The 20982-nt window shown below is 67.9% G+C and carries 22 protein-coding genes; 14 read left to right on the top strand and 8 right to left on the bottom strand.

The features are described from left to right. The first annotated feature begins 56 nt into the window (after positions 1–56). Entirely contained in the window at positions 57–722 is a 666-nt protein-coding gene (locus M0R88_RS08500) for a DUF309 domain-containing protein (protein ID WP_248656508.1), read from the top strand. Between the two features lie 6 nt (positions 723–728). On the opposite strand, the gene azf is transcribed toward M0R88_RS08500, so the two are convergent. Then, a complete protein-coding gene (gene azf, locus M0R88_RS08495) occupies positions 729–1484 on the bottom strand; it encodes an NAD-dependent glucose-6-phosphate dehydrogenase Azf (RefSeq protein WP_248656507.1) in 756 nt (251 codons plus the stop codon). Between the two features lie 51 nt (positions 1485–1535). Beyond that, positions 1536–1769 carry a DUF8151 family protein gene (locus M0R88_RS08490; RefSeq protein ID WP_248656506.1) on the bottom strand — a complete coding sequence of 78 codons (234 nt, stop codon included), beginning with the start codon at positions 1767–1769 and terminating at the stop codon, positions 1536–1538. 91 nt (positions 1770–1860) lie between these two features. Between M0R88_RS08490 and M0R88_RS08485 the strand changes: the two genes are divergently transcribed. Beyond that, positions 1861–2088, top strand: coding sequence for a DUF7860 family protein (locus M0R88_RS08485; protein ID WP_248656505.1), 228 nt, complete (start codon positions 1861–1863; stop codon positions 2086–2088). Positions 2089–2145: 57 nt separating this feature from the next. On the opposite strand, the gene M0R88_RS08480 is transcribed toward M0R88_RS08485, so the two are convergent. After that, a complete protein-coding gene (locus M0R88_RS08480) occupies positions 2146–2754 on the bottom strand; it encodes a translation initiation factor IF-2 subunit beta (protein WP_248656504.1) in 609 nt (202 codons plus the stop codon). 171 nt (positions 2755–2925) lie between these two features. Here M0R88_RS08480 and M0R88_RS08475 point away from each other — a divergent pair, with 171 nt between their 5' ends. Then, on the top strand, positions 2926–3306 hold the full coding sequence (locus M0R88_RS08475; RefSeq protein ID WP_248656503.1) for a dihydroneopterin aldolase family protein: 381 nt from the start codon (positions 2926–2928) through the stop codon (positions 3304–3306). A 415-nt stretch (positions 3307–3721) separates the two neighbouring features. Here the strand turns inward: M0R88_RS08475 and M0R88_RS08470 are convergent, their stop codons facing one another. Continuing rightward, positions 3722–4129 (bottom strand): CBS domain-containing protein, encoded by a 408-nt coding sequence (locus tag M0R88_RS08470; protein WP_248656502.1) that lies wholly within the window; start codon positions 4127–4129, stop codon positions 3722–3724. Between the two features lie 233 nt (positions 4130–4362). Between M0R88_RS08470 and M0R88_RS08465 the strand changes: the two genes are divergently transcribed. After that, entirely contained in the window at positions 4363–4875 is a 513-nt protein-coding gene (locus M0R88_RS08465; RefSeq protein ID WP_248656501.1) for a DUF5790 family protein, read from the top strand. Positions 4876–4962: 87 nt separating this feature from the next. Here the strand turns inward: M0R88_RS08465 and M0R88_RS08460 are convergent, their stop codons facing one another. Further along, positions 4963–5700, bottom strand: a complete 738-nt coding sequence (locus M0R88_RS08460; protein ID WP_248656500.1) for a creatininase family protein — start codon at positions 5698–5700, stop codon at positions 4963–4965. Positions 5701–6068: 368 nt separating this feature from the next. Between M0R88_RS08460 and M0R88_RS08455 the strand changes: the two genes are divergently transcribed. Then, positions 6069–6386 carry a DUF5789 family protein gene (locus M0R88_RS08455; protein WP_248652078.1) on the top strand — a complete coding sequence of 106 codons (318 nt, stop codon included), beginning with the start codon at positions 6069–6071 and terminating at the stop codon, positions 6384–6386. 53 nt (positions 6387–6439) lie between these two features. After that, the gene (locus M0R88_RS08450; protein ID WP_248656499.1) at positions 6440–7429 is read left to right on the top strand and encodes an ornithine cyclodeaminase family protein; all 990 of its coding nucleotides are present in this window, start codon (positions 6440–6442) and stop codon (positions 7427–7429) included. Between the two features lie 25 nt (positions 7430–7454). Here M0R88_RS08450 and M0R88_RS08445 read toward each other — a convergent pair whose 3' ends face one another. The 3 genes from M0R88_RS08445 to M0R88_RS08435 all read right to left on the bottom strand — a co-directional run bounded on the left by M0R88_RS08445 (position 7455) and on the right by M0R88_RS08435 (position 11141). Next, a complete protein-coding gene (locus M0R88_RS08445; RefSeq protein WP_248656498.1) occupies positions 7455–8930 on the bottom strand; it encodes an MATE family efflux transporter in 1476 nt (491 codons plus the stop codon). A gap of 151 nt (positions 8931–9081) precedes the next feature. Then, on the bottom strand, positions 9082–10065 hold the full coding sequence (locus M0R88_RS08440; RefSeq protein ID WP_248656497.1) for a serine hydrolase: 984 nt from the start codon (positions 10063–10065) through the stop codon (positions 9082–9084). After that, positions 10062–11141: a M42 family metallopeptidase gene (locus tag M0R88_RS08435; RefSeq protein ID WP_248656496.1), complete on the bottom strand. Its 1080-nt coding sequence runs from the start codon at positions 11139–11141 to the stop codon at positions 10062–10064. Before M0R88_RS08435 ends, M0R88_RS08440 begins: the two co-directional genes overlap by 4 nt. Before the next feature lie 126 nt (positions 11142–11267). On the opposite strand from M0R88_RS08435, the gene lysA reads away from it, so the two are divergent. The 8 genes from lysA to dacB all read left to right on the top strand — a co-directional run bounded on the left by lysA (position 11268) and on the right by dacB (position 20756). Further along, on the top strand, positions 11268–12563 hold the full coding sequence (lysA, locus tag M0R88_RS08430; RefSeq protein ID WP_248656495.1) for a diaminopimelate decarboxylase: 1296 nt from the start codon (positions 11268–11270) through the stop codon (positions 12561–12563). Positions 12564–12589: 26 nt separating this feature from the next. Continuing rightward, a complete protein-coding gene (locus tag M0R88_RS08425) occupies positions 12590–13063 on the top strand; it encodes a DUF7974 family protein (RefSeq protein WP_248656494.1) in 474 nt (157 codons plus the stop codon). Between the two features lie 75 nt (positions 13064–13138). Continuing rightward, positions 13139–14866: an ABC transporter substrate-binding protein gene (locus tag M0R88_RS08420; RefSeq protein WP_248656493.1), complete on the top strand. Its 1728-nt coding sequence runs from the start codon at positions 13139–13141 to the stop codon at positions 14864–14866. An 81-nt stretch (positions 14867–14947) separates the two neighbouring features. Beyond that, positions 14948–15898 carry an ABC transporter permease gene (locus M0R88_RS08415; RefSeq protein ID WP_248656492.1) on the top strand — a complete coding sequence of 317 codons (951 nt, stop codon included), beginning with the start codon at positions 14948–14950 and terminating at the stop codon, positions 15896–15898. Position 15899: 1 nt separating this feature from the next. Then, on the top strand, positions 15900–16949 hold the full coding sequence (locus M0R88_RS08410) for an ABC transporter permease (protein ID WP_248656491.1): 1050 nt from the start codon (positions 15900–15902) through the stop codon (positions 16947–16949). Beyond that, entirely contained in the window at positions 16949–18055 is a 1107-nt protein-coding gene (locus tag M0R88_RS08405; protein ID WP_248656490.1) for an ABC transporter ATP-binding protein, read from the top strand. The genes M0R88_RS08410 and M0R88_RS08405 overlap by 1 nt, the downstream gene beginning before the upstream one ends. After that, entirely contained in the window at positions 18052–19344 is a 1293-nt protein-coding gene (locus M0R88_RS08400) for an ABC transporter ATP-binding protein (RefSeq protein ID WP_248656489.1), read from the top strand. Before M0R88_RS08405 ends, M0R88_RS08400 begins: the two co-directional genes overlap by 4 nt. Further along, positions 19341–20756 carry a D-alanyl-D-alanine carboxypeptidase/D-alanyl-D-alanine endopeptidase gene (gene dacB / locus M0R88_RS08395; RefSeq protein WP_248656488.1) on the top strand — a complete coding sequence of 472 codons (1416 nt, stop codon included), beginning with the start codon at positions 19341–19343 and terminating at the stop codon, positions 20754–20756. Before M0R88_RS08400 ends, dacB begins: the two co-directional genes overlap by 4 nt. Positions 20757–20982: the final 226 nt, after the last annotated feature.

The following is a 20982-nucleotide window of genomic DNA, read 5'->3' as shown; positions in this document are numbered from 1 at the left end:
CCAGTTGACGCTTTCGAGTCCGAACGCACTTGCTCGCCGACGCCCAATCGGGGCGCATGGACGACGAACTCCGGAGTGACGGGGGCGACGGCCGGGACGGTGCGGACGACCACCTCCGGGCCGGGGTCGCCATCTACAACGACGGCGAGTTCCACGCGGCCCACGACGCGTGGGAGGACCGCTGGCTCGACCTGAAGTCGGGGAGCGACGACGAGCGACTGCTCCACGGACTCATCCAGTTCACCGCGTCGGTCCATCACGCGCAGGACGCGAACTGGGCGGGGGTCCGGGGTCTCGCCGAGAGCGGCGCGGGCTACCTCGCCGACCTCCCAGAAGACTACCGGAGCGTGAACGTCGGCGCGGTGCGCGACTACCTCCGAGCGGTCGCCGGCGACCCCGAACACGTCGAACGCGTCGCGCCGCCCGAACTGACCCACGAGGGCGTCGCGCTCCGGCCCGAGGACCTGCGCTTCGGGGCCTGCGCGGTCGTCGCCGAGGTGTTGGCCGAGGAGTACGGCTACGACGAGGCGGTAGTCGAGCGAGCCGTCGAGTACGCTCGGGCCGATTTGGACGACGAGAAGGCGACCAGCCAGTTCGTGACGTTCGTCATGGACTTCGCGCGCGACGAGGCGAATCGCGGGATAATCTTCCAGCGATTGGAGGGCGCGGTCGGCAAGCGCCGACACGAAGAAGAGGACGTGGAAGGGCTGTTCGACGCCTGAGTGCGCTCAACACTCGGCGTTGGCGAACTCGGCGGAGTTGTCCTGCGGGTCGTAGCCCAGCACCTCGCGGGCGTTCTCGATGGAGTAGTACTTCCGGTCGTTGTCCGAGATGCCGTAGACGATTTCGTAGTCGTAGTCGGCCTGCAGACAGCGGTCGAACAGGTGCGCGCAGTCCCGGTGGGAGAGCCACATCGCCTGCCCGCGCTCGTAATCCTTCGGCGGGTGGTTCTTCGTCAGGTTGCCGATGCGGACGCAGACCACGCTCAGGCCGTGTTCGTCGTGGTAGTACCGACCCAGCACCTCGCCGGTCGCCTTGCTGACGCCGTAGAGGTTCGAGGGGCGGGGCAGTTCCGTCCCGTCGAGTCGGTAGTCGTCGCTCGGGCGGTACATGTCGGGGGTGCGCTCGTCGGTCTCGTAGGCCCCCACGGCGTGGTTCGACGAGGCGAACACCACCTTCTCGACTCCCTCGGTGACGGCGGCCTCCAGCACGTTCCGGGTGCCGTCGATGTTGTTGCTCAGCACGCTGTTCCACGGCGCTTCGGGGCGGGGGTCGCCCGCGAGGTGAACGATGGCCCCGACGCCCTCGACGGCCTCGCGGACGGCCTCCTCGTCGGTGATGTCGGCGACGACGAACTCGTGGTCCGTGTCGCGCGTCGGCGGGTCCCGGTCGAGGAGTCGCCACTCGTACTCCGCCGAGAGGTCCGAGAGGATGGCCTGCCCGACGCGGCCCTCCGCGCCCGTCAGCAGGACTGGGTCGTCCATTCAGGTGGAGAGAGGGAATCGGATGATAAGTAAGGTACGATTCGGTGCGGGTCAGTCGGCGGCGAGGCGCGGCAGGAGTCGCTCGCGGCCGAGTTGCGCCGCGAACGCCAGCGCCACGATGCCCATGACCGCGAACCAACCGGCGAGGAACGTGTCGCCGCCGACGAATCGCTGGAGGCTGTTGTACTCCGCGACGAGTCCGAAGAGCGACAGTGCGACCGTCCCCAGCGCGTACGCGACGACCGCGAATGCTTCGGTACCGAGTTCCGCGAGCAGTTCGTACATTGCGACGACAGACGAATTGGGCATATAAACGTCTTTTGTGAACCGATAGAGAACGGCAACGTTTTTCTCGGATCCCGCCGGAGCCGAACGCATGGGTCGATACGGAAACCCGAACTACCAGTGGTTGGCCAAGACGGGGTTCCTGCTCAGTCTCGCGCTGTTCGCGGTCGGGGCGGGCGGCGAACTCACCGCGTCGGCGATGCACCTCACGCTCCCGGCGTGGGAGGACGCGCTGTTCGTGGACTTGGAGATAATCGGAACGCTCGGCGCGTTGCTCTCGCCGCTCGTGTTCGGCGTCGTCCTGCCGCTGACCGAGTAGAGAGAAAAGAGACCGAGTAGAGAGCAAAGAGAAGACGAGAAATTCGGACCGAGGAGATTACGCCAGTCGCGCGAACGCCAGATTGCCGCTGATGTTCTTGATGTAAATCTGCACCACGTCGCCCTCTTGAGCGCCGGGCACGAAGATGGTGTATTTGCCCTTCTCGGCCACGCCGTCGCCCTTCCGACCGGTACCGGTGATTTTGACCTCGTAGGTGGACCCTTCTTCGACCGCCTCTCGGTTCTGATTCTGCGAGGACGTCGAGCGCTTCGTGACGGGGCGGAACGCACCGCAGGCGTCACAGCGCAGCATCAGGTTGCGGTTCTCGCGGACGAGGCGGGTGTCCGGCAGGCCACACTCCGAGCAGAGGACGAACTCCTGGACGTAGCTGTCGATCGCGGCGTCGAGGTCCGACCCGGAGAAGGTCCCGTTGTAGCGGGCGCGGCCGTCTTCGAGTTTCCCGTTGGTCCCGAGTTCGCGCTGGAGCGCGCTGTGGATGTGTTCGGGGTCGCGGCCGAGCGCGTCGGCGATGTCGCTCAGGTTGGTGAGTCGGGTGAACGCGCCGTCCTTCTGCGCGGCGGCGTCGGGGTAGCTGAATCGCTCGCTCTGCCCCTCGAAATCGGGCGTCGCGTCCATGGCTCTGTCGAGGTTAGATGCGTAGTCCATAGGTAAGGGAGGTGTCGGAGACTGATAGGTATTCTGTGTTGGACCGGCGCACGGGCGGGGTCCGTCGGGCGACGGACGGACGGGACCCGCGTCGGACCGACGGACGGACCGGACGAACAGACAGCCACACGGACCGGGCGGCTTTTTCCCGCGGCGCGCGTCGAGTCGCGCATGGACGACAGCGACCGCGACCAGACCGACTCGGGCCGGACCGACTCGGACCCCACCGACGCCGAAGAAGCCTGCTTCGAGGCGGGCATCAAGTTCGGCGCGCTCTACCACCAGTTCGCCGGGACGCCGGTCAGCCCCGAGAGCGCGCCGAGCCTCGAAACCGCCATCGAGGAGTCCATCGAGAACCAGCCGTTCGCCGAGTCCGTGACCGTCGAGATTCTGGCCGAGAAGCTCCGGGAGGAGATGACCGGCGGGTACACCGAACTCACGGGCCGGTTCATGGAGGTCGAAATCATCGTGGACCACGAGGGCGTCGAAGTCGTGACTTCGATGGCGATGGAGGACGGCTACCCGCTGATGAAAGTCGAGTCAGTGAATTAGGTAGAGGTTTCTTTGATGATTGTATAGCTATGTCTTAGATGGCTAGTGGTAGCTTTGCTTCGTGCAAGTTCGACTTCGGGGAGCGGCCGAGACGCGCTTCTACCGACGCCAATTAGACCGCAACCGCGACCATATCGCAGGCCGCACCGCAGACCGCGCCCCGAACCTCCCCGGTTGCACGCTCGGCCGCGCAGAACCGCGAGCGCGGCCGAGCGTGCGGTGTCTCGTCGAACGAAGTGAGACGAGGCTCGGAAGACGCGGTTTGTCTTCCGGCGCATCCTGTGGTCGGTGACAGTTCGCGGAACTCCCCGGACAGTGAGAATTCGCGGAACTCCGTGGACGGTGACAATCCGTGCGACGCAGTGGCTGACCAGCGGTCTCGAAAGAGAGCGTTCGTGACCGAGAAATCGTCCGCTTACGACGGACTGGGCGTCTGGACGTGAGACATGTAGGCCGTGATGTCCGTCGTCGTGATCATCCCGACGACGCCCTCGTCGTCGTCCACGACGGGGACGTGGTGGAAGCCCTCCTCTATCATCAGGTCCGCGATGTCCCGGACCTCGGCGTTCGCGTCGGTCGTCGTCACGTCGGTCGTCATGTAGTTCTCGACCGTCGCGTCGGTGGCCCAGCGCTGTTCGGCCGCGATGTGGACGAAGTCCGTCGCGGTGAGAATGCCGAGCAACTGGCCGTCGTCGTCGTCGGTGATGACGACGGAACCGATACCTTCGTCCAGCATCGTCTCGGCGGCGACGTGGACCTTCGTGTCGGGTGAAACCGTCTTCACGGGCGACGACATGAGTCGTCCGACGAAAATGTCCTCCATGCGCGTATCTTTCTTCTGACTGGTGATAAATATTCGGCCCCGTCGGTTCGGTCGTACCCACCGGCCGGACGCGACGCCCCGACGCGCCGGCGGGGTGCCCGACCGAATCCGGCCGCAGTTCGCCGAGTCGGGTCGTCGCTTTCGGTTCGGCGCGACGAGTCCCCGACGAGTTGCCGGGTTTCACTTTCGGTTTCGGGCGTGGCTTTAAAAGGCATCGCGCCGAACGACAACGTATGAGCCAATCGACACTCGACGAGGACGAGCTGTTCGGCGAGGCGGCCAACGAGGTCCGCGAGGACGTGGAGGCCAGCCTGCAACAGGCCAGCGATTCGCTCCCCGACACCGACGACGTCTGGAACGTCGAGGCGGACAACACCCTCGGCGCGCTGAACGCGCTCCGGTCGGCGCTCGACACCGGCGACGCCGAGGACCACCTCCGCGACGCCAAGAAGTGGTACACGATGGGCGAGCGCGCCGACGCGTTCGAGGACGCCGACGACCTCGAAGCCGAAATCGAGCGCGTCGGCGAGGCCATCGAGGACATCGAGGACGCCAAGTCGCAGGTCGGCGACCTCACCAGCACGATTCCGGGACTGAAGAACACCCTCGAAGAACTCCAGAGCGCCGACGAAGAGGAGGCGGACGGGACCGAGGCGGACGACGCCGACGACGAGACCGACGCCGACGAGTCGGAGGAAGCGCAGGCCGACGACGAGAGCGCCGAGGAAGCCGAGGCCGCCGAGTAGCGGTTCGGCCCGGCGCGAGCGACCGCCGCACGGCCCAACCAGACCGACCCCCGACCTACACCGACCAGCCGACCGGTCACCTGACCCCTACTTGTGCGGCGGGAGCGACACGTCCCGCGACTCGACCGCCGCCAACAGCGACACCAGCGCCTCGCCCGCCAGTTCCAGCAACTCCTCGCCGCGTTCCGCCGGCCCCGCCGCGGGGTCGCCGACGACGCCGTTCTCCGTGAACTCCGCCGAATCGACCGCCAGATTCGCGTAGCTGACCCACTCGCCCCAGCCGTCGCTCGACCCCTCGCGGGCCTCCTCGACGCGCTCCTCGCGCACGAGGTCGGGCGCGACGTGCCGGAGCATCGCGGTTTCGAGCGGCCCGCCGTGACCCATGTCGTCGCCGTGGTCGCCGACCGCCTCGAACCACGTGAACGGGACGGCGTAGGCCGCGTCGTGGCGCGCGATGGTCGCCGCGACCTCCCGGAGCGCGCCGACGTTTCCGCCGTGGCCGTTCACGAGGACCACCCGGTCCCAGCCGTGGTGCGCGAGGCTGGCGACGGTCTCCCGGACGTAGCTCCGGAAGGTGTCCTCGCTGACCCATAGCGTGCCCGTGAACTGGCGATGCTCCTCGGCCACGCCGACCGGAATCGCCGGCGCGACGACGACCTCGCCGTCGTAGGCCGCCGCGCCCGCCTCCGCGACCGCCTCCGCGGTCAGCACGTCGGTCCCGAGCGGCGCGTGGGGACCGTGCTGTTCGGTACTCCCGACCGGCAGGAGCGCGAGGTCGGTCGCGGCCGCGTCGGCGTCGGTCCACGTCGAGTCGAAGAGGTCCATGTCGGTGGCGTCGGCGCGTGCGGACTTGTAGGCGGTGGATTCCGGACCGGGTGAGGTTCGTGTTGCGGCGGTGGAATCGCGGCGACCGTACTAGACGGCACTGCGACCGCGAACCGCACTGAAGCCGACTCCTGTGAAGACCGCCCCGCAACCGTACAGCACAGCGCCCCGAACCTCCCCGCGTGCATCTGCGCTCGCGCGGAACCGCGAGCGCAGACGCGGCGCGTCCTGTAGTCCGTGAAGAGTCGCGTAAGTCGGTGGTCGTGAAGAGTCGCGAAACGCGGTCGTCCGCCGAGAGTCCCGGAACGCACTCGTTGACGGGGCGCGGGGGCCGTACGCCTTATTCGAGTTCGCAGCGTAGCCCCGCCATGAGCGAATCTGGCGACGACAGCCGCGAGATGGGACTCGAACTCGGCGACCTGAAAGACGACCTGCGGGACGCCGACTACCCGATGGACGCCGACGAACTGATGGAGCAGTTCGGCGACTACGAGATCGGACTCTCGGACGGCGAGGAGAGCTTTCGGGAGGTCATGGTCACGGGCGGCGACGAGACCTTCGAGTCGGCCGACGAGGTCGAGCAGGCCATCCTCAACCGGGTCAGCGCCGACGCGGTGGGCCGCCAGGGCTACTCCGACCGCGGCGCCGGGAACACCGAGGGCGAGAACACCGACGAGTCGTTCTGAACCTCCGGTTCGCCGGGGGAACGACTAACGCCCGCGGGCTCCAACCGCCGGGCATGGTCAGAGTTCTCTCCGACGGCGACGTGGCCGACTGCCTCGACCTCGCCGACCTCCTGCAGGTCGTCCGCGACGCCTTCCGCAAGCAGGGCCGGGGCGACGTCGAGCGTCCCGACCGGCCGCACTTCCCGGTCGGCGCGGGTCTCGCAGGCGACGGCTCGGCCCCCGCGGGAACCGGTCTCGTCATGCCCGCGTACCTCCACGGCGCGCGCTTCTACGCGACGAAACTCGTCGGCGTCCACGAGGGCAACGCCCAGCGCGGCCTGCCGACGGTCAACGCCCAAATTGCGCTGACCGAGGCCGCGACCGGGCTTCCGGCGGGCTACCTCGCGGGGACCCGAATCACCAACGCGCGGACGGGGTGCATCGGCGGTCTCGCGGCGGCGGAGTTGGCTACCGGACCGGTGACGCTCGCGCTCGTCGGCGCTGGCACGCAGGCGCGCTGGCAGGCCCGCGCAATCGCGGCCGCGACCGACCTCCGGTCGGTGCGCGTCTACTCGCCGAGCGACTCGAAAGACGAGTGCGCCGCCGACCTCCGCGAGGAGTTCGGGGAGTCGGGCGTCCCCGTCGAGACCGCGGAAACCCCAGCAGAGGCCGTCTCCGACGCGACCGTCGTAGTCACGGCGACGACCGCGACCGAGCCGGTGTTCCCGGCCGACGCGCTCGCGCCCGGCGCGCTGGTCGTCGCGGTCGGGGCCTACACCGCCGAGATGCAGGAACTGGCTCCCGCGGTGTTCGAGCGTGCGGCCCGCGTCTTCGCCGACGTGCCCGAGGAGGTCGCCGGAATCGGGGACGCGCTGGCGGCGGACCTCGCCGCGGACGACCTGATCCCGCTCTCGGCGGTCTTCGAGGAGCGCGCCGGACGAGAGACCGAGGACGAGATTCTGGTGGTCGAGAGCGTCGGGACCGCGGTGCTGGACGCCGCGAGTGCAGAGTACGTCTTCGAGGAGGCGGAAGGGCGAGAAATCGGAACGGAAGTCGAGTTGTAGGTCGGAACGGAAGTCGAGTCGTAGGTTACTTTCCGTCCGTGCCGGCCGTCTCCGAGAGGTCCGGTTCCGGCGAGTCCGCGGTCGGCGCGTCGGCGTCGGGGGACTCGGCCTTCTCCTCGTCGATGACCGTCTCCTTCCACGTCCCGCGGGTGAACCAGAGCGCGGCCGCGACGCCGCCGACGATGCTCCCGAGCGCCATCCCGATCCAGATGCCCGTCGCGCCGAAGTCGGCGACGAACGCGAGGTAGTACACCGTCGGCACCCGACCGAGCCAGAGAGCGACCATCGAGAACACCATCGCAGTCTTGGTGCTGCCCGCGCCGCGGTAGGCCCCGAGCATGACCTGCAGGACCGCCATGAAGACGAACTCGACCGAGCGAACCCGGAGGTAGGTCGAACCGTACGCGACCGTCTCGCGGGCGGCTTCGCTCCCGGTCGCGAGGAACACCGAGACGATGGGTTCGGGGACGAGCGCCGCGACGACCGCGACGACGAACATCACCCCAGCGCCCGCCTTGGCGGCTATCCAGACCGCGCGTTCCGCGCGGTCGGACTTGCCCGCGCCGAGGTTCTGGCCGACCATCGTGTTGGTCGCCCGGCCGAGTCCCATCGCGGGCAGGAAGACCAGCGACGCGAGTCGGTTACCCAGTCCGTAGGCCGAGACCACCGGCGGCGCGAACTGGACCACCATCGCGGTCAGCGTTATCATCGCCAGCGCGCTCATCGACTGCTCGACGGTCGAGGGGACGCCGATGCGAACGATGTCCCAGATGTACCCCAAGTCGGGCACGAGGTCGGCGACCGACACGTCCGGCCCGGCCTTCGCCACGAACAGGACGTAGAAGCCCAGCGCGCTGGCGACGCCCCGCGAGAGGATGGTCGCCAGCGCCGCGCCCTCTATCTCCATCGCGGGAAACGGCCCGTAGCCGAAGATGAGCAGCGGGTCCAACACGACGTTGAGCGCGACCGAGACGAACATCACGCGCATCGGCGTCCGCGTGTCGCCGTACCCGCGCATCAGCGACGTGAACACGAAGAAGCCGAACAGGAACGGCAACCCGAGGAAGAACACCTCCATGTAGTCGCGGGCCAGCGGGACGATTTGGTCGGTCGTCTGGGCCTGACTCGGGAGCGCGCCGAGCATCGGTTCGGTGGCGAAGTAGCCCAGAACGCTCAGCGCGAGCGCCAAGAGCGTGACGAACGAGACGATTTGGCCCGCGACCTCCCCGGCCGACCCCTCGCTGTCGGCACCGGTGTACTGGGCGACCAGAATCGACCCCGCGGTCGTGAACCCGCCCGCGATGGAGATGAGCAGGAAGATGAGCGGAAACGCGAGGCTCAGCGCGCCCACCGCGTCCGCCGACAGCCGTCCGAGCCAGAACGTGTCGGCGATGTTGTACGTCACCTGCAACAGCTGGATGACGACGATGGGCCACGCGAGCTTGAACATCGGACCGAGGAGGCCGCCCTCGGTGATACTGTCGTCGGCTGCGAGGTCCATGGTGTTTCGAAACGAAGAGGGTGTTTTTGAAGGTTGCGGGTCGGTCGTCGGTTCGTCGGTCGCTCGGTCCAGCGCGAGGGATTTTCGGCGTGTCCTCCCCTTTCGGGGCTTCCCGTAAGTCGGTTGTCGAGACGTGGTAACGAGTGTCCCATCAGTTCGGCGACGCGATGCGAGCGCGAGGCGCGCCGCGACTCACGCCGACCGACGCGACAGCCACGAAAACGCCGCGTCCCCGATTTCGGCGATGGCGTCGGCCCCGTCGGTGCCGACGGCGAGTTCGTCGGCGAACACCGCGAAGACGAGGGGCGGGTCGTCGGGGTCGGGGACGGTGACAGGGTCGGGGTTGGAGTGAGAGTCGGAGTGGGGGTCGGCCGAATCCGCCGCGGCGGATTCCGGCCGGCGGTTCGACGTACCCCGTATCCAGCGCGGCGCTCGGCAGTTGTCCGGTCTTGTGCGCACGCTCGACGTCCATCGGGAGGTACCGCGGGAACAGCATCGCGTGCTTCTGCTCGCGGAGCGGGACCGAAAGCCGGTCGTAGGCCGCGTCCGAGAGCGTCGTCCGGTAAATCAGGTCGGCGAACAGGCGGGCGCAGTCGGCGGGCGCGGTCGCGTTCGCGGGTTCGCCCGCGGGCCAGTCGCCGGTCAGTTCGAGGTCGTTGTCGCCCACCGTCGACATCATCTTCCGGCGCAGGCGGGTCCGCTCCATCCCGAGGTCGGCCGCGGTTTCCTCGATTCGGTCCATCCCCAAGAGGTCGACGAGTTCGTTCGTCGCGGCGTTGTCGCTGACGGCTATCATCGCGCGAGCGAGGTCTTCGACCGACGGGGCGGTCGAGTCGAGCAGGTGGTAGAGACCGCTCCCGGCGACCCGGTTCTCGGCCGCGATTTCCCGGCTCTCCTCCAAGTCCCCGAGTCGGCCGTCGTACTCGTCGTAGAGCGCGTAGAGGATTGGCAGTTTGATGGTGCTCGCCGCGGCGAAGGCGGTTTCGGCGTTTCGCTCGGCCACGACGTCGAACTCGTCGGGACCGCGCGGGAATCCGAGAAAGACGCCGAGTCGGCCGTCGAGGCGGTCGGCGTAGGACTCGACGTACTTGACGAGTTCGTCGCGGCGGTCGATTGCGGGCGTGTCGGGCCTCATCCCCACCGGACCTCGTCGCGGGACGGGAACGGGGTTTCGAGGGCCTCGGCGAGGACGGCCGCGGTCTCGTGGGCGTCCGCGAGCGAGACCGTCTCGACCGGCGAGTGGGTGTAGCGACAGGGGACCGCGATGGCTCCGGCGTGTCGCCCGCCCCGGACCTGCTGGAACTCGGTGGCGTCGGTGGTGCCGCCTATCATCACGGCCTGCTGGAGCGACGCCCCGGCCGATTCCCCGGCGGTTTCGAGCCACGAGCGCGTCCGTCTATCGACCAGCACGCCGCCGAACAGGTACTCGGAGGTGCCGTCGCCGAACTCCACGACCGGACCCTCACCGAGTTCGACCCCCGGTCCGTCGTCGCCCCCCGCGGGGTAGTCGTCGGCCGGGAAGATTTCGACCGCAATCGCGACGTCGGGGTCCACCGAGAACCCGGTCGCCCGCGCGCCGCGCAGGCCGACCTCCTCCTGCACCGTGGCGGCGTAGTGGACCGTGGCGTCGGTGTCGGCGGTGCGCGCGACTCCGAGGAGGACCGCGAGCGCGAGGCGGTCGTCGAGCGCCCGGCCCGTGACGCGGTCGCCGGCGAGTTCGGCGACCTCGCGGTCCCACGTCGCGTGGTCGCCGGGTTCGACGTTCAGTTCCGCGACCTCGGCGCGACTGCTCGCGCCCACGTCCACGACGAGGTCCTCGGCCAGCGACTCCTTCTCGTCGCCGGACATGTAGTGGCGGGACTTCGGGCCGACGACGCCGAGGACGCCGTCCGGTCCGACCCGGACGCGCTGGCCGGGGAAGTTGCCCTTGTAGTGGCCCCCGAGCATCGCGTACTCCAGGAAGCCGTCGTCGGTCACGTCCTCGACGAGCACGGCGAGTTCGTCGGTGTGGGCCGCGAGCAGAATCTCGGGCGCGTCGGGGTCGCCCTCGCTCGTGGCGACGACGTTGCCCATCTCGTCGTACCCGACCGAATCGACGTGCGGTTCGACCAGTTCGGCGAAGGCGTCGGCGACGGGGTACTCCGCACCCGGCGGCCCGCGCGCCGCGACCAGCGTTTCGAGGTCCGCGAAGCGGACGGCAGGTTCGTCCATGCCCACAGGTCTCACAGTCGAGCGTGATAGTTGCTCGGTCCGCGGTAGCCCGCCTCGGGGTTCGCTCGCCTCGGGACCCCGCATGCTAGGTCGATAGCTTTTGTCGCCGTTCTCCCTCCACCGACTATGGACTTAGCGGCACGCAAGGCCCGACTGCTCGACCACCGGGACGCGCTGTTCGAGGCGTTCGACACTCCGCTGTACGCCTTCTTCGAGGAGGACCTGCGGCGCAACTACCGGGAGGTCCGGGCGGCGCTCGACGACCACTACCCCGACTCCACGATTCACTTCGCGGTCAAGGCCAACTACAACCTCGGCGTCCTGTCGGTCCTCCGCGACGAGGGCTGTCACGCCGAGGCGTACGCTCGGTGCGAACTCACCGCCACGCAGGCCGCCGGGTTCGACCCCGAGGACGTGCTTCTGACCGGGATGAATCGACCCGTCGAGGACGTGGAGCGCGCGCTCGACCTCGGCGTCGAGCGGTTCCTCGTGGACAACGAACAGGAGTTGGCCAAGATTCGGGAGGCGACCGACCGGACCGGGACGGAGGCCGAGGTGCTGATTCGCGGCAATCCCGCGATGGAGGTGCCCACTCACCCCGAGGTGGCCACCGCCACGCGCGAGAGCAAGTTCGGCTTGGACATCGAGTCGGGCCGGGCGCTGGCGGTCGCCGAGGACGCGGTAGAAGCGCAGGGCGTCGAACTCGTCGGCGTCCAGTTGCACGTCGGGAGCCAGATTCGCGGCGTCGAACCCTACGAGGTCGCGGCCCGCGAGATGCTGTCGTTCGCCGCCGACGTGCGCGACGCGACCGGCGTCGAAATCGACGTGCTGGACCTCGGCGGGGGCTTCCCGGTCCCCTACGACGAGGAGGTACCTGACACCGAGACCATCGTGGCGAGCATGGCCGACGCCGTGCGGAGCGCGGCGGCCGACCGCGACCTCGCGGAACCGACCCTCTGCGTCGAACCCGGCCGCCGACTCGTCGGCAACGCGGGCGCGCTGCTCGCCGAGGTCGGCGTCGTGAAGGAGACGCCCCACGCCTCGTTCGCGGTGCTGGACGCCGGGACGAACGCGGTCTCGTCGTACTGGCCCTACCCCATCTACGCGCTCTCGGAGGCCGACCCGACCGAGGAGTACCACGTCGCCGGACCGCTCTGTTACACCGGCGACGTGATTCAGGAGGACGTTGCCCTGCCGGAACTCGACCGCGGCGACGTGCTGGTCGTGGACCGAATCGGGGCCTACTCGCTGGGGAGCGCGAGCCACACCAACGCCGAACCGAAGCCCCCGGTCGCGCTGGTCCGGGAGTCCGGCGACGTGGAGTCGATTCGGGCGCGCGAGACCTGCGAGGACGTGCTGGGCAACGACAGGATTCCCGACGACCTGCGAGGCGAGGAGGCGTCGTCGGGGCGAACAAATTAGTCGGGCCGGTCCGACTGTCCCGACGAATGCGGCAGTTTTCACTCTCCGACGACGACGGTAGCGGTACCGGGTGGGCCGCCGGACTCGTCCCCGAGTCGCTCGCGGTCCGGGCGCTCTCGGTGACGGTCCACGGCCCCGAGACCGTGACGGTCGGCGAGTCGGCCCGGTTCGTCGTCGCGGTCAGGAACCGGCTTCCGGTCTCGGTCCGACTCACGCACCCGACCAGTCGCGTCTGGGGGTGGCGGGTGGACGACGCGCCGGAGGCCGACGAGCGCGGCATCGAACCGCCCGAGGCGACCCGGACGACCGTCCTCGGCGGCGGCGAGCGCCGGGCGTTCTCGGCGACGTGGGACGGCCGGATTCGCCGCCGAGGTCGGGACGGCGACGAGTGGGTCGCGTACCCCGGAACCGTCGCGTTCACGGGGTACCTCGCCGTTCCGGACTGGCGCGCTCGGGGCGCGTACGACGAACTCTCGGTGCAGGTCGTTGCTGACCGCTAGCATAATAGGGCGCACTTATTTACCCCCATTCGACTTGCTATCCGTTATCACGGTTCGAGTTGACCGTACTCAATCATGACTGACAAACGTACGAATTTCGACCGGCGTCGCTTCTTGGCGACTTCGGGCTTACTGGGTGGCAGCGTGCTGGCTGGTTGCACTGGCGGCGACGGCGGCCAAGAGACGACCACTGGCGGTGCCGGCACCACGACTGCGGAGTCGATGGGTGGCGGCACCGAGACGACCGAAGAACAGCAACAGAACGTGCAGGGCGGCGGCACGTTCATCGGGACGACGGCCGAGGACGCGACGACGCTCGACCCCCGGATGAACGAGCTCGCGTGGGTGAACGGCTTCCTCCACTACATCTTCGACACGCTCTACCTTCCCAGCCCCGACGGGAAGAAGTTCGTGCCCCACCTCGCCAAGGAACAGCCCAAACAGCAGGACGACACGACGTTCGTCATCCCGCTCAAGGAGGGCGTGACGTTCCACAACGGCGACGAGCTCACGGCCGAGGACGTGGCCTACTCCATCAACTGGATGCTCGACCCCGCGAACAAGTCGCCGAACAAGGCGAACCTCGACTTCATCGACACCGTCGAGGCGTCGGGCAAGTACGAGGCGACGTTCAACCTCAAGTACCCCTTCGCGCTGTTCCAACTGGTGCTGTCGGGGATGAACGCGGGCATCGTGTCCAAGAGCGCCGCCGAACAGAAGGGCCAGAAGAAGTTCGGCCAGGACCCTGTCGGCTCCGGTCCCTTCGCGTTCGACAAGCACGTCTCGTCGTCGCACATCGACCTGGCGCGCAACGAGGACTACTTCCTCAAGAAGCCGAACCTCGGGAAAGTGCGGATGCGCATCATCCCCAAACCGCAGGTCCAGTTCGTCGAACTGGCCTCCGGCGGAGTCCATCAGGCCACCGTGCCGAAGAACCTGATCGGGAAGGCCAAGTCCGAACAGGGCATCAAGATGAAGCGCATCTCCCACTTCGACTACAACGGCCTCATCTTCAACTCGATGCGCAAGCCGTTCGACAACGTGAAAGTCCGGGAGGCGATGCAGTACCTCGTCGATTACGACGAGATTCTGAAGGCCACGAAGGGGCAACTCGGCAAGCGCTCGTACGGCTTCATGCCGAAGGACGTCAACAAGTCGTGGGAGTTCCCGTGGAAGGAGTGGAAGGAGAAGTACTACCCGGCCAAGGACCACCAGAAGGCCAAACAGCTCCTCAAGGAGGCGGGCTACGGCGGCGGGATGGACAAGACGCTCAAGATATCGTCGCTGGCCAGTTCGAAGTTCAAAAACATGGCCATCATCCTCCAGAAGGAGCTGAAGAAGGTCGGCATCGAGGCGAACGTCCGGGAGGTCACCATCGGCCAGTGGCTCACCGAACTCGACTCCGGGGAGTTCGACGTGAACATCTACGGCTGGTCGGGCGGACAGGACCCCGACGGGTTCTACTACTACTTGTTCCGGGACCTGCGCAACGACGAAGGCGGCATGAACGACGACGTGGTCGGGAACGCGACGGCCGCGTACCTCTACCAGACCCAGGACAGCGACAAACTCCAGAAGGTCGACGAGACGATTCGGCAGGCCCGCCGGACGAACGACAGGGCCGAGCGCAAGAAGATGTACATCGACGCCGCCGAGACGTGGCAGTCGCTGTACCCCCACATCCCTGTGTTCTCCGAGCAGGCCGTCACCGGGTGGAGCAAGGACGTGAAAGATTACGAGCCGAGCGCGTTCACCCAGCAACCGCTCTGTAACGAGTGGTCGAACGCGTACATCCAGAAGTAACGTCCCTCCCCGTTTCCGCATTCAGTACGACTATAGTTACTCAATGACAATGAGACGCTCACGTCGGACGACACGCCAAGCATGAGTTTGTACAGATACACGATTCGACGCACGCTTCAGATAATTCCGGTCCTGCTAGGCGTGTTCACCCTCACGTTCGTGATGGTCCACGCCCTGCCGGGGAACCCGGTCCGGATATATCTGGGCCTGAACCCGAGTCAGGCCCTCGCGGACGAACTGATAAAGCGATACGGCTTCGACCAACCGCTCTGGAAGCAGTACCTCGACTACCTCTGGCGACTGCTGCAGTTCGACCTCGGCGAGTCGTTCATGCGCAAGCGCCCGGTGACCGGCCTCATGCTCGAACGCATGGGACCGACGGTCGTGCTGATGGGCCTGTCGTACGTCATCGCGCTCCCGACCGCCCTGCTGCTGGGCGTCTACTCGGCGGCCAAGCACAACGAGTTGGGCGACCACGTCTCGCGGTTCGTTGGACTCGCCGGCCTCTCGACCCCGAACTTCTGGCTCGGGCTGATGCTCATCTTCCTGTTCGCCTACGAGTTCAACGTGCTCCCGGCGTCGGGGTACGTCTCGCCGTTGAAGGACCCGGTAGCCGCGGCCAAGCACCTCGTCCTGCCGATTATCACGCTCGCCACGGCACAGACCGCGACGCTGATGCGGATGACCCGTTCGTCGATGGTCGAGGAGCTATCGAAGGACTACGTCGAGACGGCGCGCGCCTACGGGCTTCCCGAGCGGCGCATCCTGCTTCGGCACGCCTTCCGGAACGCGCTGTTGCCCCTCGTGACCATCATCGGACTCCAACTGTCGTTCCTGCTCGACGGGAGCGTCATCGTGGAGTCCATCTTCGCCATCCCCGGCATGGGGCGACTGGGCTACAACGGCCTGCTAAATCAGGACTACGGCGTCATCATCGGCTTGAACATCTTCTTCGCCGTCCTGTTCCTGACCGGCGTCCTGCTGACCGACCTCGCGTACGCCTACATCGACCCCCGAATCAGGTACGATTGACATGAGCTCGAAAAGTACCACCGTCTCCAGTGCGGATTTCGAGACCGAGAGCGGCGTCGTATCGACACTCAAGGAACTGCGGCACAGTCCGACCGCGCTCGCGGGCGGACTCATCGTCGGGACGCTGGTCGTGCTGGCTATCGTCTCGACCATCGACAAACTCCTGCTCGACAAGGCCATCATCACGACGCTGGTCGCGGACCCCCACGCCCACGACCAGATAAACGCCTTCGCGCCGCCGTCGCTCGAACACCCGATGGGCACCGACCAGTTCGGCCGCGACGTGTTGGCCCGCATCATCTACGGGACCCGCATCGCCATCTCCATCGGCATCGTCTCGGTCGGCATCTCGTTCGGCGGCGGCATCCTCGTCGGGTCGTTCGCGGCCTACAGCGGGGGCTACACCGACGACCTGCTGATGCGCCTCGTGGAAGTGCTGTACTCGATTCCGGGTCTCGTGCTGGCGATGACCCTGATGGCGATTCTCGGCCCGAGCATCTGGAACCTGTTTCTGGCCTACGGCGTCATCGGCATCCCGGCCTACGCCCGCGTGATGCGCTCGGAGGTCCTCTCGATTCGGGAAGAGGAGTACGTCGACGCGGCGCGCGCGGCGGGCCTGCCGACCCACAAGATTCTGCTTCGCGAGATCGTGCCAAACGGGTTCGCGGCGGTGCTGGTGCAGGCGACGCTCTCGATGGGCGGCGTCATCATCGGCGCGGCCGCGCTGTCGTTCCTCGGGTTCGGCGTCCAACCGCCGACCGCCTCGTGGGGCCGGATGCTGAACGACGCTCAGCAGGCGATGCTCATCGCGCCGTGGGTCGCGGCGTTCCCCGGCCTGATGATATTCCTGACCGTGATGGGGTTCAACATGCTCGGCGACGGCCTGCGCGACGCGATGGACCCCAAGACGACGCTCCGCCAACCCTACGACGAGGACGACCTGCCGATGCCGGGCACCACCGAACCCGACGCCCCGGCGCAACCGACCATCGACGGCGACCCGACCGACGGTGGTCCGGGTCCCGACCCGCAAGGCGGAGGTGACGACTGATGGCCCTACTAGAAGTCGAAGACCTCACGACGTACTTCTACACCGAGGAGGGCATCGTGCAGGCGGTAGACGGCATCAGCTTCGAAATCGAGCGGGGCGAGACGCTCGGACTGGTCGGCGAGAGCGGCGCGGGCAAGTCCGTCGCGGTCCAGAGTCTCCTCGGATTAGTTCGGCCGCCCGGCCACATCGTAGACGGGTCGATTCGGTTCAAGGGCGAGGAGCTGCTCGACTATTCGGAGACCGAACTCCGGAACGAGGTCCGGGGAAAGGAGATCTCGTTCATCTTCCAAGACCCGATGTCGGCGCTAAACCCCGTCTTCACGGTCGGGAGCCAGATTTCCGAAATCATCGAACACCACCACGACGTGACCGACGAGGAGGCGTGGGACCGCACGGTCGAACTGCTGGACGACGTGGGCATCCCCGACCCGGCCGAGCGCGCCGACCAGTACCCCCACGAGTTCTCGGGCGGGATGCAACAGCGCGCCATCATCGCCATGGCGCTGTCCTGCGAACCCGACCTGATAATCGCCGACGAGCCGACGACGGCGCTCGACGTGACGATTCAGGCCCAGATTCTCGACCTGTTCAACGACATCCAGACGGAGTACGACACGAGCATGATATACGTGACCCACGACCTCGGGGTCGTCCGGGAGGTGTGCGACCGGGTGGCCGTGATGTACCTCGGCGAAGTCGCCGAGAAAGCGCCCTACGAGGAGTTGTATCGCAACCCCAAGCACCCCTACACGCAGGCGCTGCTCCGCTCTACGGTGACCGCCGACCGGCAGGTCGGCGAGTTGGACCCCATCGAGGGGTCGATGCCGAGCGCCATCGACCCGCCGTCGGGGTGTCGCTACCGGACCCGGTGTCCGGCCGCGTTCGCCGACTGCGCCGAGGTCGAACCCGCCGACTACGAGGTGGGTCCCGACCACGAGGCTGCCTGTCTGATCTACGGCGACGAGAGCAAGTCCGACCCGCGACTCCACGAGACGGGCGGCGGACGAGGAGGGAGCGGTGGAACCGGCGGAAGGGGCCGGACGGACGGCGGACCGAGAGCCGACGACCGCGACGCCGGTGGCGGCGGACTCGGAGGTGACCGATGAGTTCGACCGTCGAGCGCCGTCGGGAAGACGCCGACCAACCCCTCCTGAGCGTCGAGGGGCTGAAGACGCACTTCCCGGTCAACTCCGGATTCGTCAACTCCGTGAAGTTCGACCGCGGGGGCGACGGCCTCCCGTTCCGCTTCGACGATTCGAGCGTCAAGGCCGTGGACGGCGTGAGCTTCGACCTCTATCCGGGTGAGACGCTGGGCGTCGTCGGCGAGTCGGGGTGCGGCAAGTCCACGCTCGCACGGACCGTCGTCGGTCTCGAAGAACCGACCGGCGGGACCATCCGGTTCGACGGCCGGGACGTGACGGACTTCGAGAGCGAGGACGAGCAGTGGTTCCGCGAGAACGTCCAGATGGTGTTTCAGGACCCGATGAGCAGTCTGAACCCGCGCCGGAAGGTCGGCGAAATCATCGCCGACCCGCTGGAGGCCGCGGGGTGGTCGAAGGCCGACCGGAAGGACCGCGCGGTCGAACTGCTCGAACAGGTCGGACTGGAGGGCGACTACTACGGTCGCTACCCCCACGAATTCTCGGGCGGCCAGCGCCAGCGCATCAACCTCGCGCGGGCGCTCAGCATCAACCCGGACCTCGTCATCGCCGACGAACCGGTCTCGGGGCTGGACATGTCCGTGCAGGCCCAGATTCTTAGCCTGATGAACGACCTGCAGGAGGAGTTCGGCCTGACGTACCTGTTCATCACCCACGACCTCGGCGTCATCCGCAACATGGCCGACCGCGTGTCGGTGATGTACGTCGGCGACTTCGTGGAGACCGGGCCGACCGAGCGCCTGTTCACCGAACCGCACCACCCCTACACGCGCTCGCTCCTCGACGCGGTGCCGAACCCGAACCCCGACACGGCGGGCGTCGTCGCCGAACTGGCGGGCGACGTGCCGAGTCCGACCGACCCGCCCTCGGGCTGTAAGTTCCACACGCGCTGTCCCGCTTTCATCGTCCCGGAGGGGTTCACCGACGAGAGCTACGCGGAGTTCGCCGCGTTCCGCGACGGCGTGGAAACCGGCGACCTCGACGCCGACCGCTCGCCCGACGAGTTGGTGGCGGCCCACTTCGACCGCCTGAGCGAGATTCCGCCGGACGCCGAGCGCGCGATTCGGGAGGCCGCCGAAGCGGTCGCCCGCGACGACTGGAACGACGCGCTCGGTGCGCTCGCGCCCCACGAGTCGGGCTGCGAGTCGAAGGTGCCGCCGCTCGAATCCGTCGGCGAGAACCACCGGTCGGCGTGCCACTTGGACGCCGAGGCCAGCGAGGCGTTCGAGTGGTGAGCGACCCGACCGCGCCGCTCGCGGGCATCGACGGCGCGAGCGTCGGGGTGCTGGCCGTGGCGCGAGCGGACGGCGAGTCCGTCGCCGCGGGCGACGGACTCGCCAGCGACGACGGTGGCGGCGAGGCCCTCGCCAGCCTCGACCCCGACCGGGCGCTCGCCCCGGCGTCGAACACGAAACTCGTCACGTCGGCGCTCGCGCTCGAAGCGTTGGGACCCGGCTACGCCTTCGAGACGCGCGTCGAGGGGCGCGGCGAGAGGGAGGGCAACCGACTCGCGGGCGACCTCCTCGTCCGCGGGTCTGGCGCGCCGGACCTCGACGGTGAGGACCTGCGCGCGCTCGCCGACGCGGTGGCCGCGGAGGTCGGCGCGGTCGCCGGCGACCTCCTGCTCGACGGGACTCACTTCTCCGGCGGCCGGTACGGACCGGGGTGGACCGTCGGCGACCGGCGGTACGCCTACGGCGCGCCGAGTTCCGCGCTCGCACTCGCCGGCAACGCCGTCGAGGTTCGGATTTCGGACCCCGAGGAGTCGGGCAACTTTCGGGTCTCGGTCGTCCCCGACTCGCCCGAGATAGCGGTCGAGACCGACCTGCGTGCGGTCGAGGCGGGCGGCGAGAGCGAGGACGGCGAGGCCGACGCGAGCGACGGGAACGGCGACCTGCGGGTCGTCACCGACCCCGACGAAGGGACGATTCGCGTCGAGGGAGCGCTCCCGCCGGGGGCCGACCGGACCGAGCGCGCGCCGGTCGTCCGGCCCGAGCGCCACTTCGGACTCGCGTTGCTGGACGCGCTCGAATCCGCGGGCGTGAGCGTCGAAGGCGAGGTTCGCGCGGTCGAATCGGCCGATTCGACCGCGACCGACCGGGACGACGTTCACGCGGAGGAGGCGTTCGCCTGCGCCGTCGAGTCCGCGCCGGTCGCCGACCTGCTTCGGTCGATGAACGTTCCCTCGGACAACTTCGTCGCCGAGCAACTCGCCCGGACCGTCGCCGCCGAGTGCGACGGCGAGGGGTCGTGGGCGGCGTGGGAGTCGATAGCCACCGACTTCCTCGAAGAGTGCGGCGCGGCGGCCTGCCGCCTCCGCGACGGGTCGGGCCTGTCGCGCTACAACCTCGTCACCGCGCGGGGGATGGTCGGCCTGCTCGCGCGGGCCGACGACGCGCCGTGGGCCGACGCGTTCTTCGACTCGCTCCCCGCGCCGGGCGAGGGCACCCTGTCGTCGCGTTTGGACGGCGCGGACGGTCTGCGCGCCAAGACCGGGACCCTGACGGCGACGTGCGCGCTCTCGGGCGTGGTTCGCCGTGACGACGACCCGGACGCGTTCTTCTCGGTCGTGTACGGCGGCTTGACGGTCGAAGCGGACGAGGCCCGGCGTCGGCAAGACGAGTTCGTTCGTGGACTGCTGAAGTGAGTCGGAGTTTGTGACATTCGAGTCGCTGTTTTTCTGGAAACGACCGCGGAAGACGCAATGAAGAACGCTCCCGAAGCCCCCGCCCGCTCGCGGTCGCTGGCCGACATATCCTCCGCTCCCTTCGGTCGTTCCGGATAGGGGTCGGCCAGACGACCACGGGCCGTTGGCCCGCGAGCGGGCGGCCCCTTCATCCACCCACGGCGGGTTCTCGGCCGAGCGTTCGCGG

Origin of the sequence: Halorussus gelatinilyticus, assembly GCF_023238445.1 — an archaeon.
In the GTDB taxonomy this organism is placed as follows: Archaea; Halobacteriota; Halobacteria; order Halobacteriales; family Haladaptataceae; genus Halorussus; species Halorussus gelatinilyticus.
The sequence above is the reverse complement of the archived record's forward strand: the minus strand, read 5'-3'. Positions and strand labels throughout refer to the sequence as shown.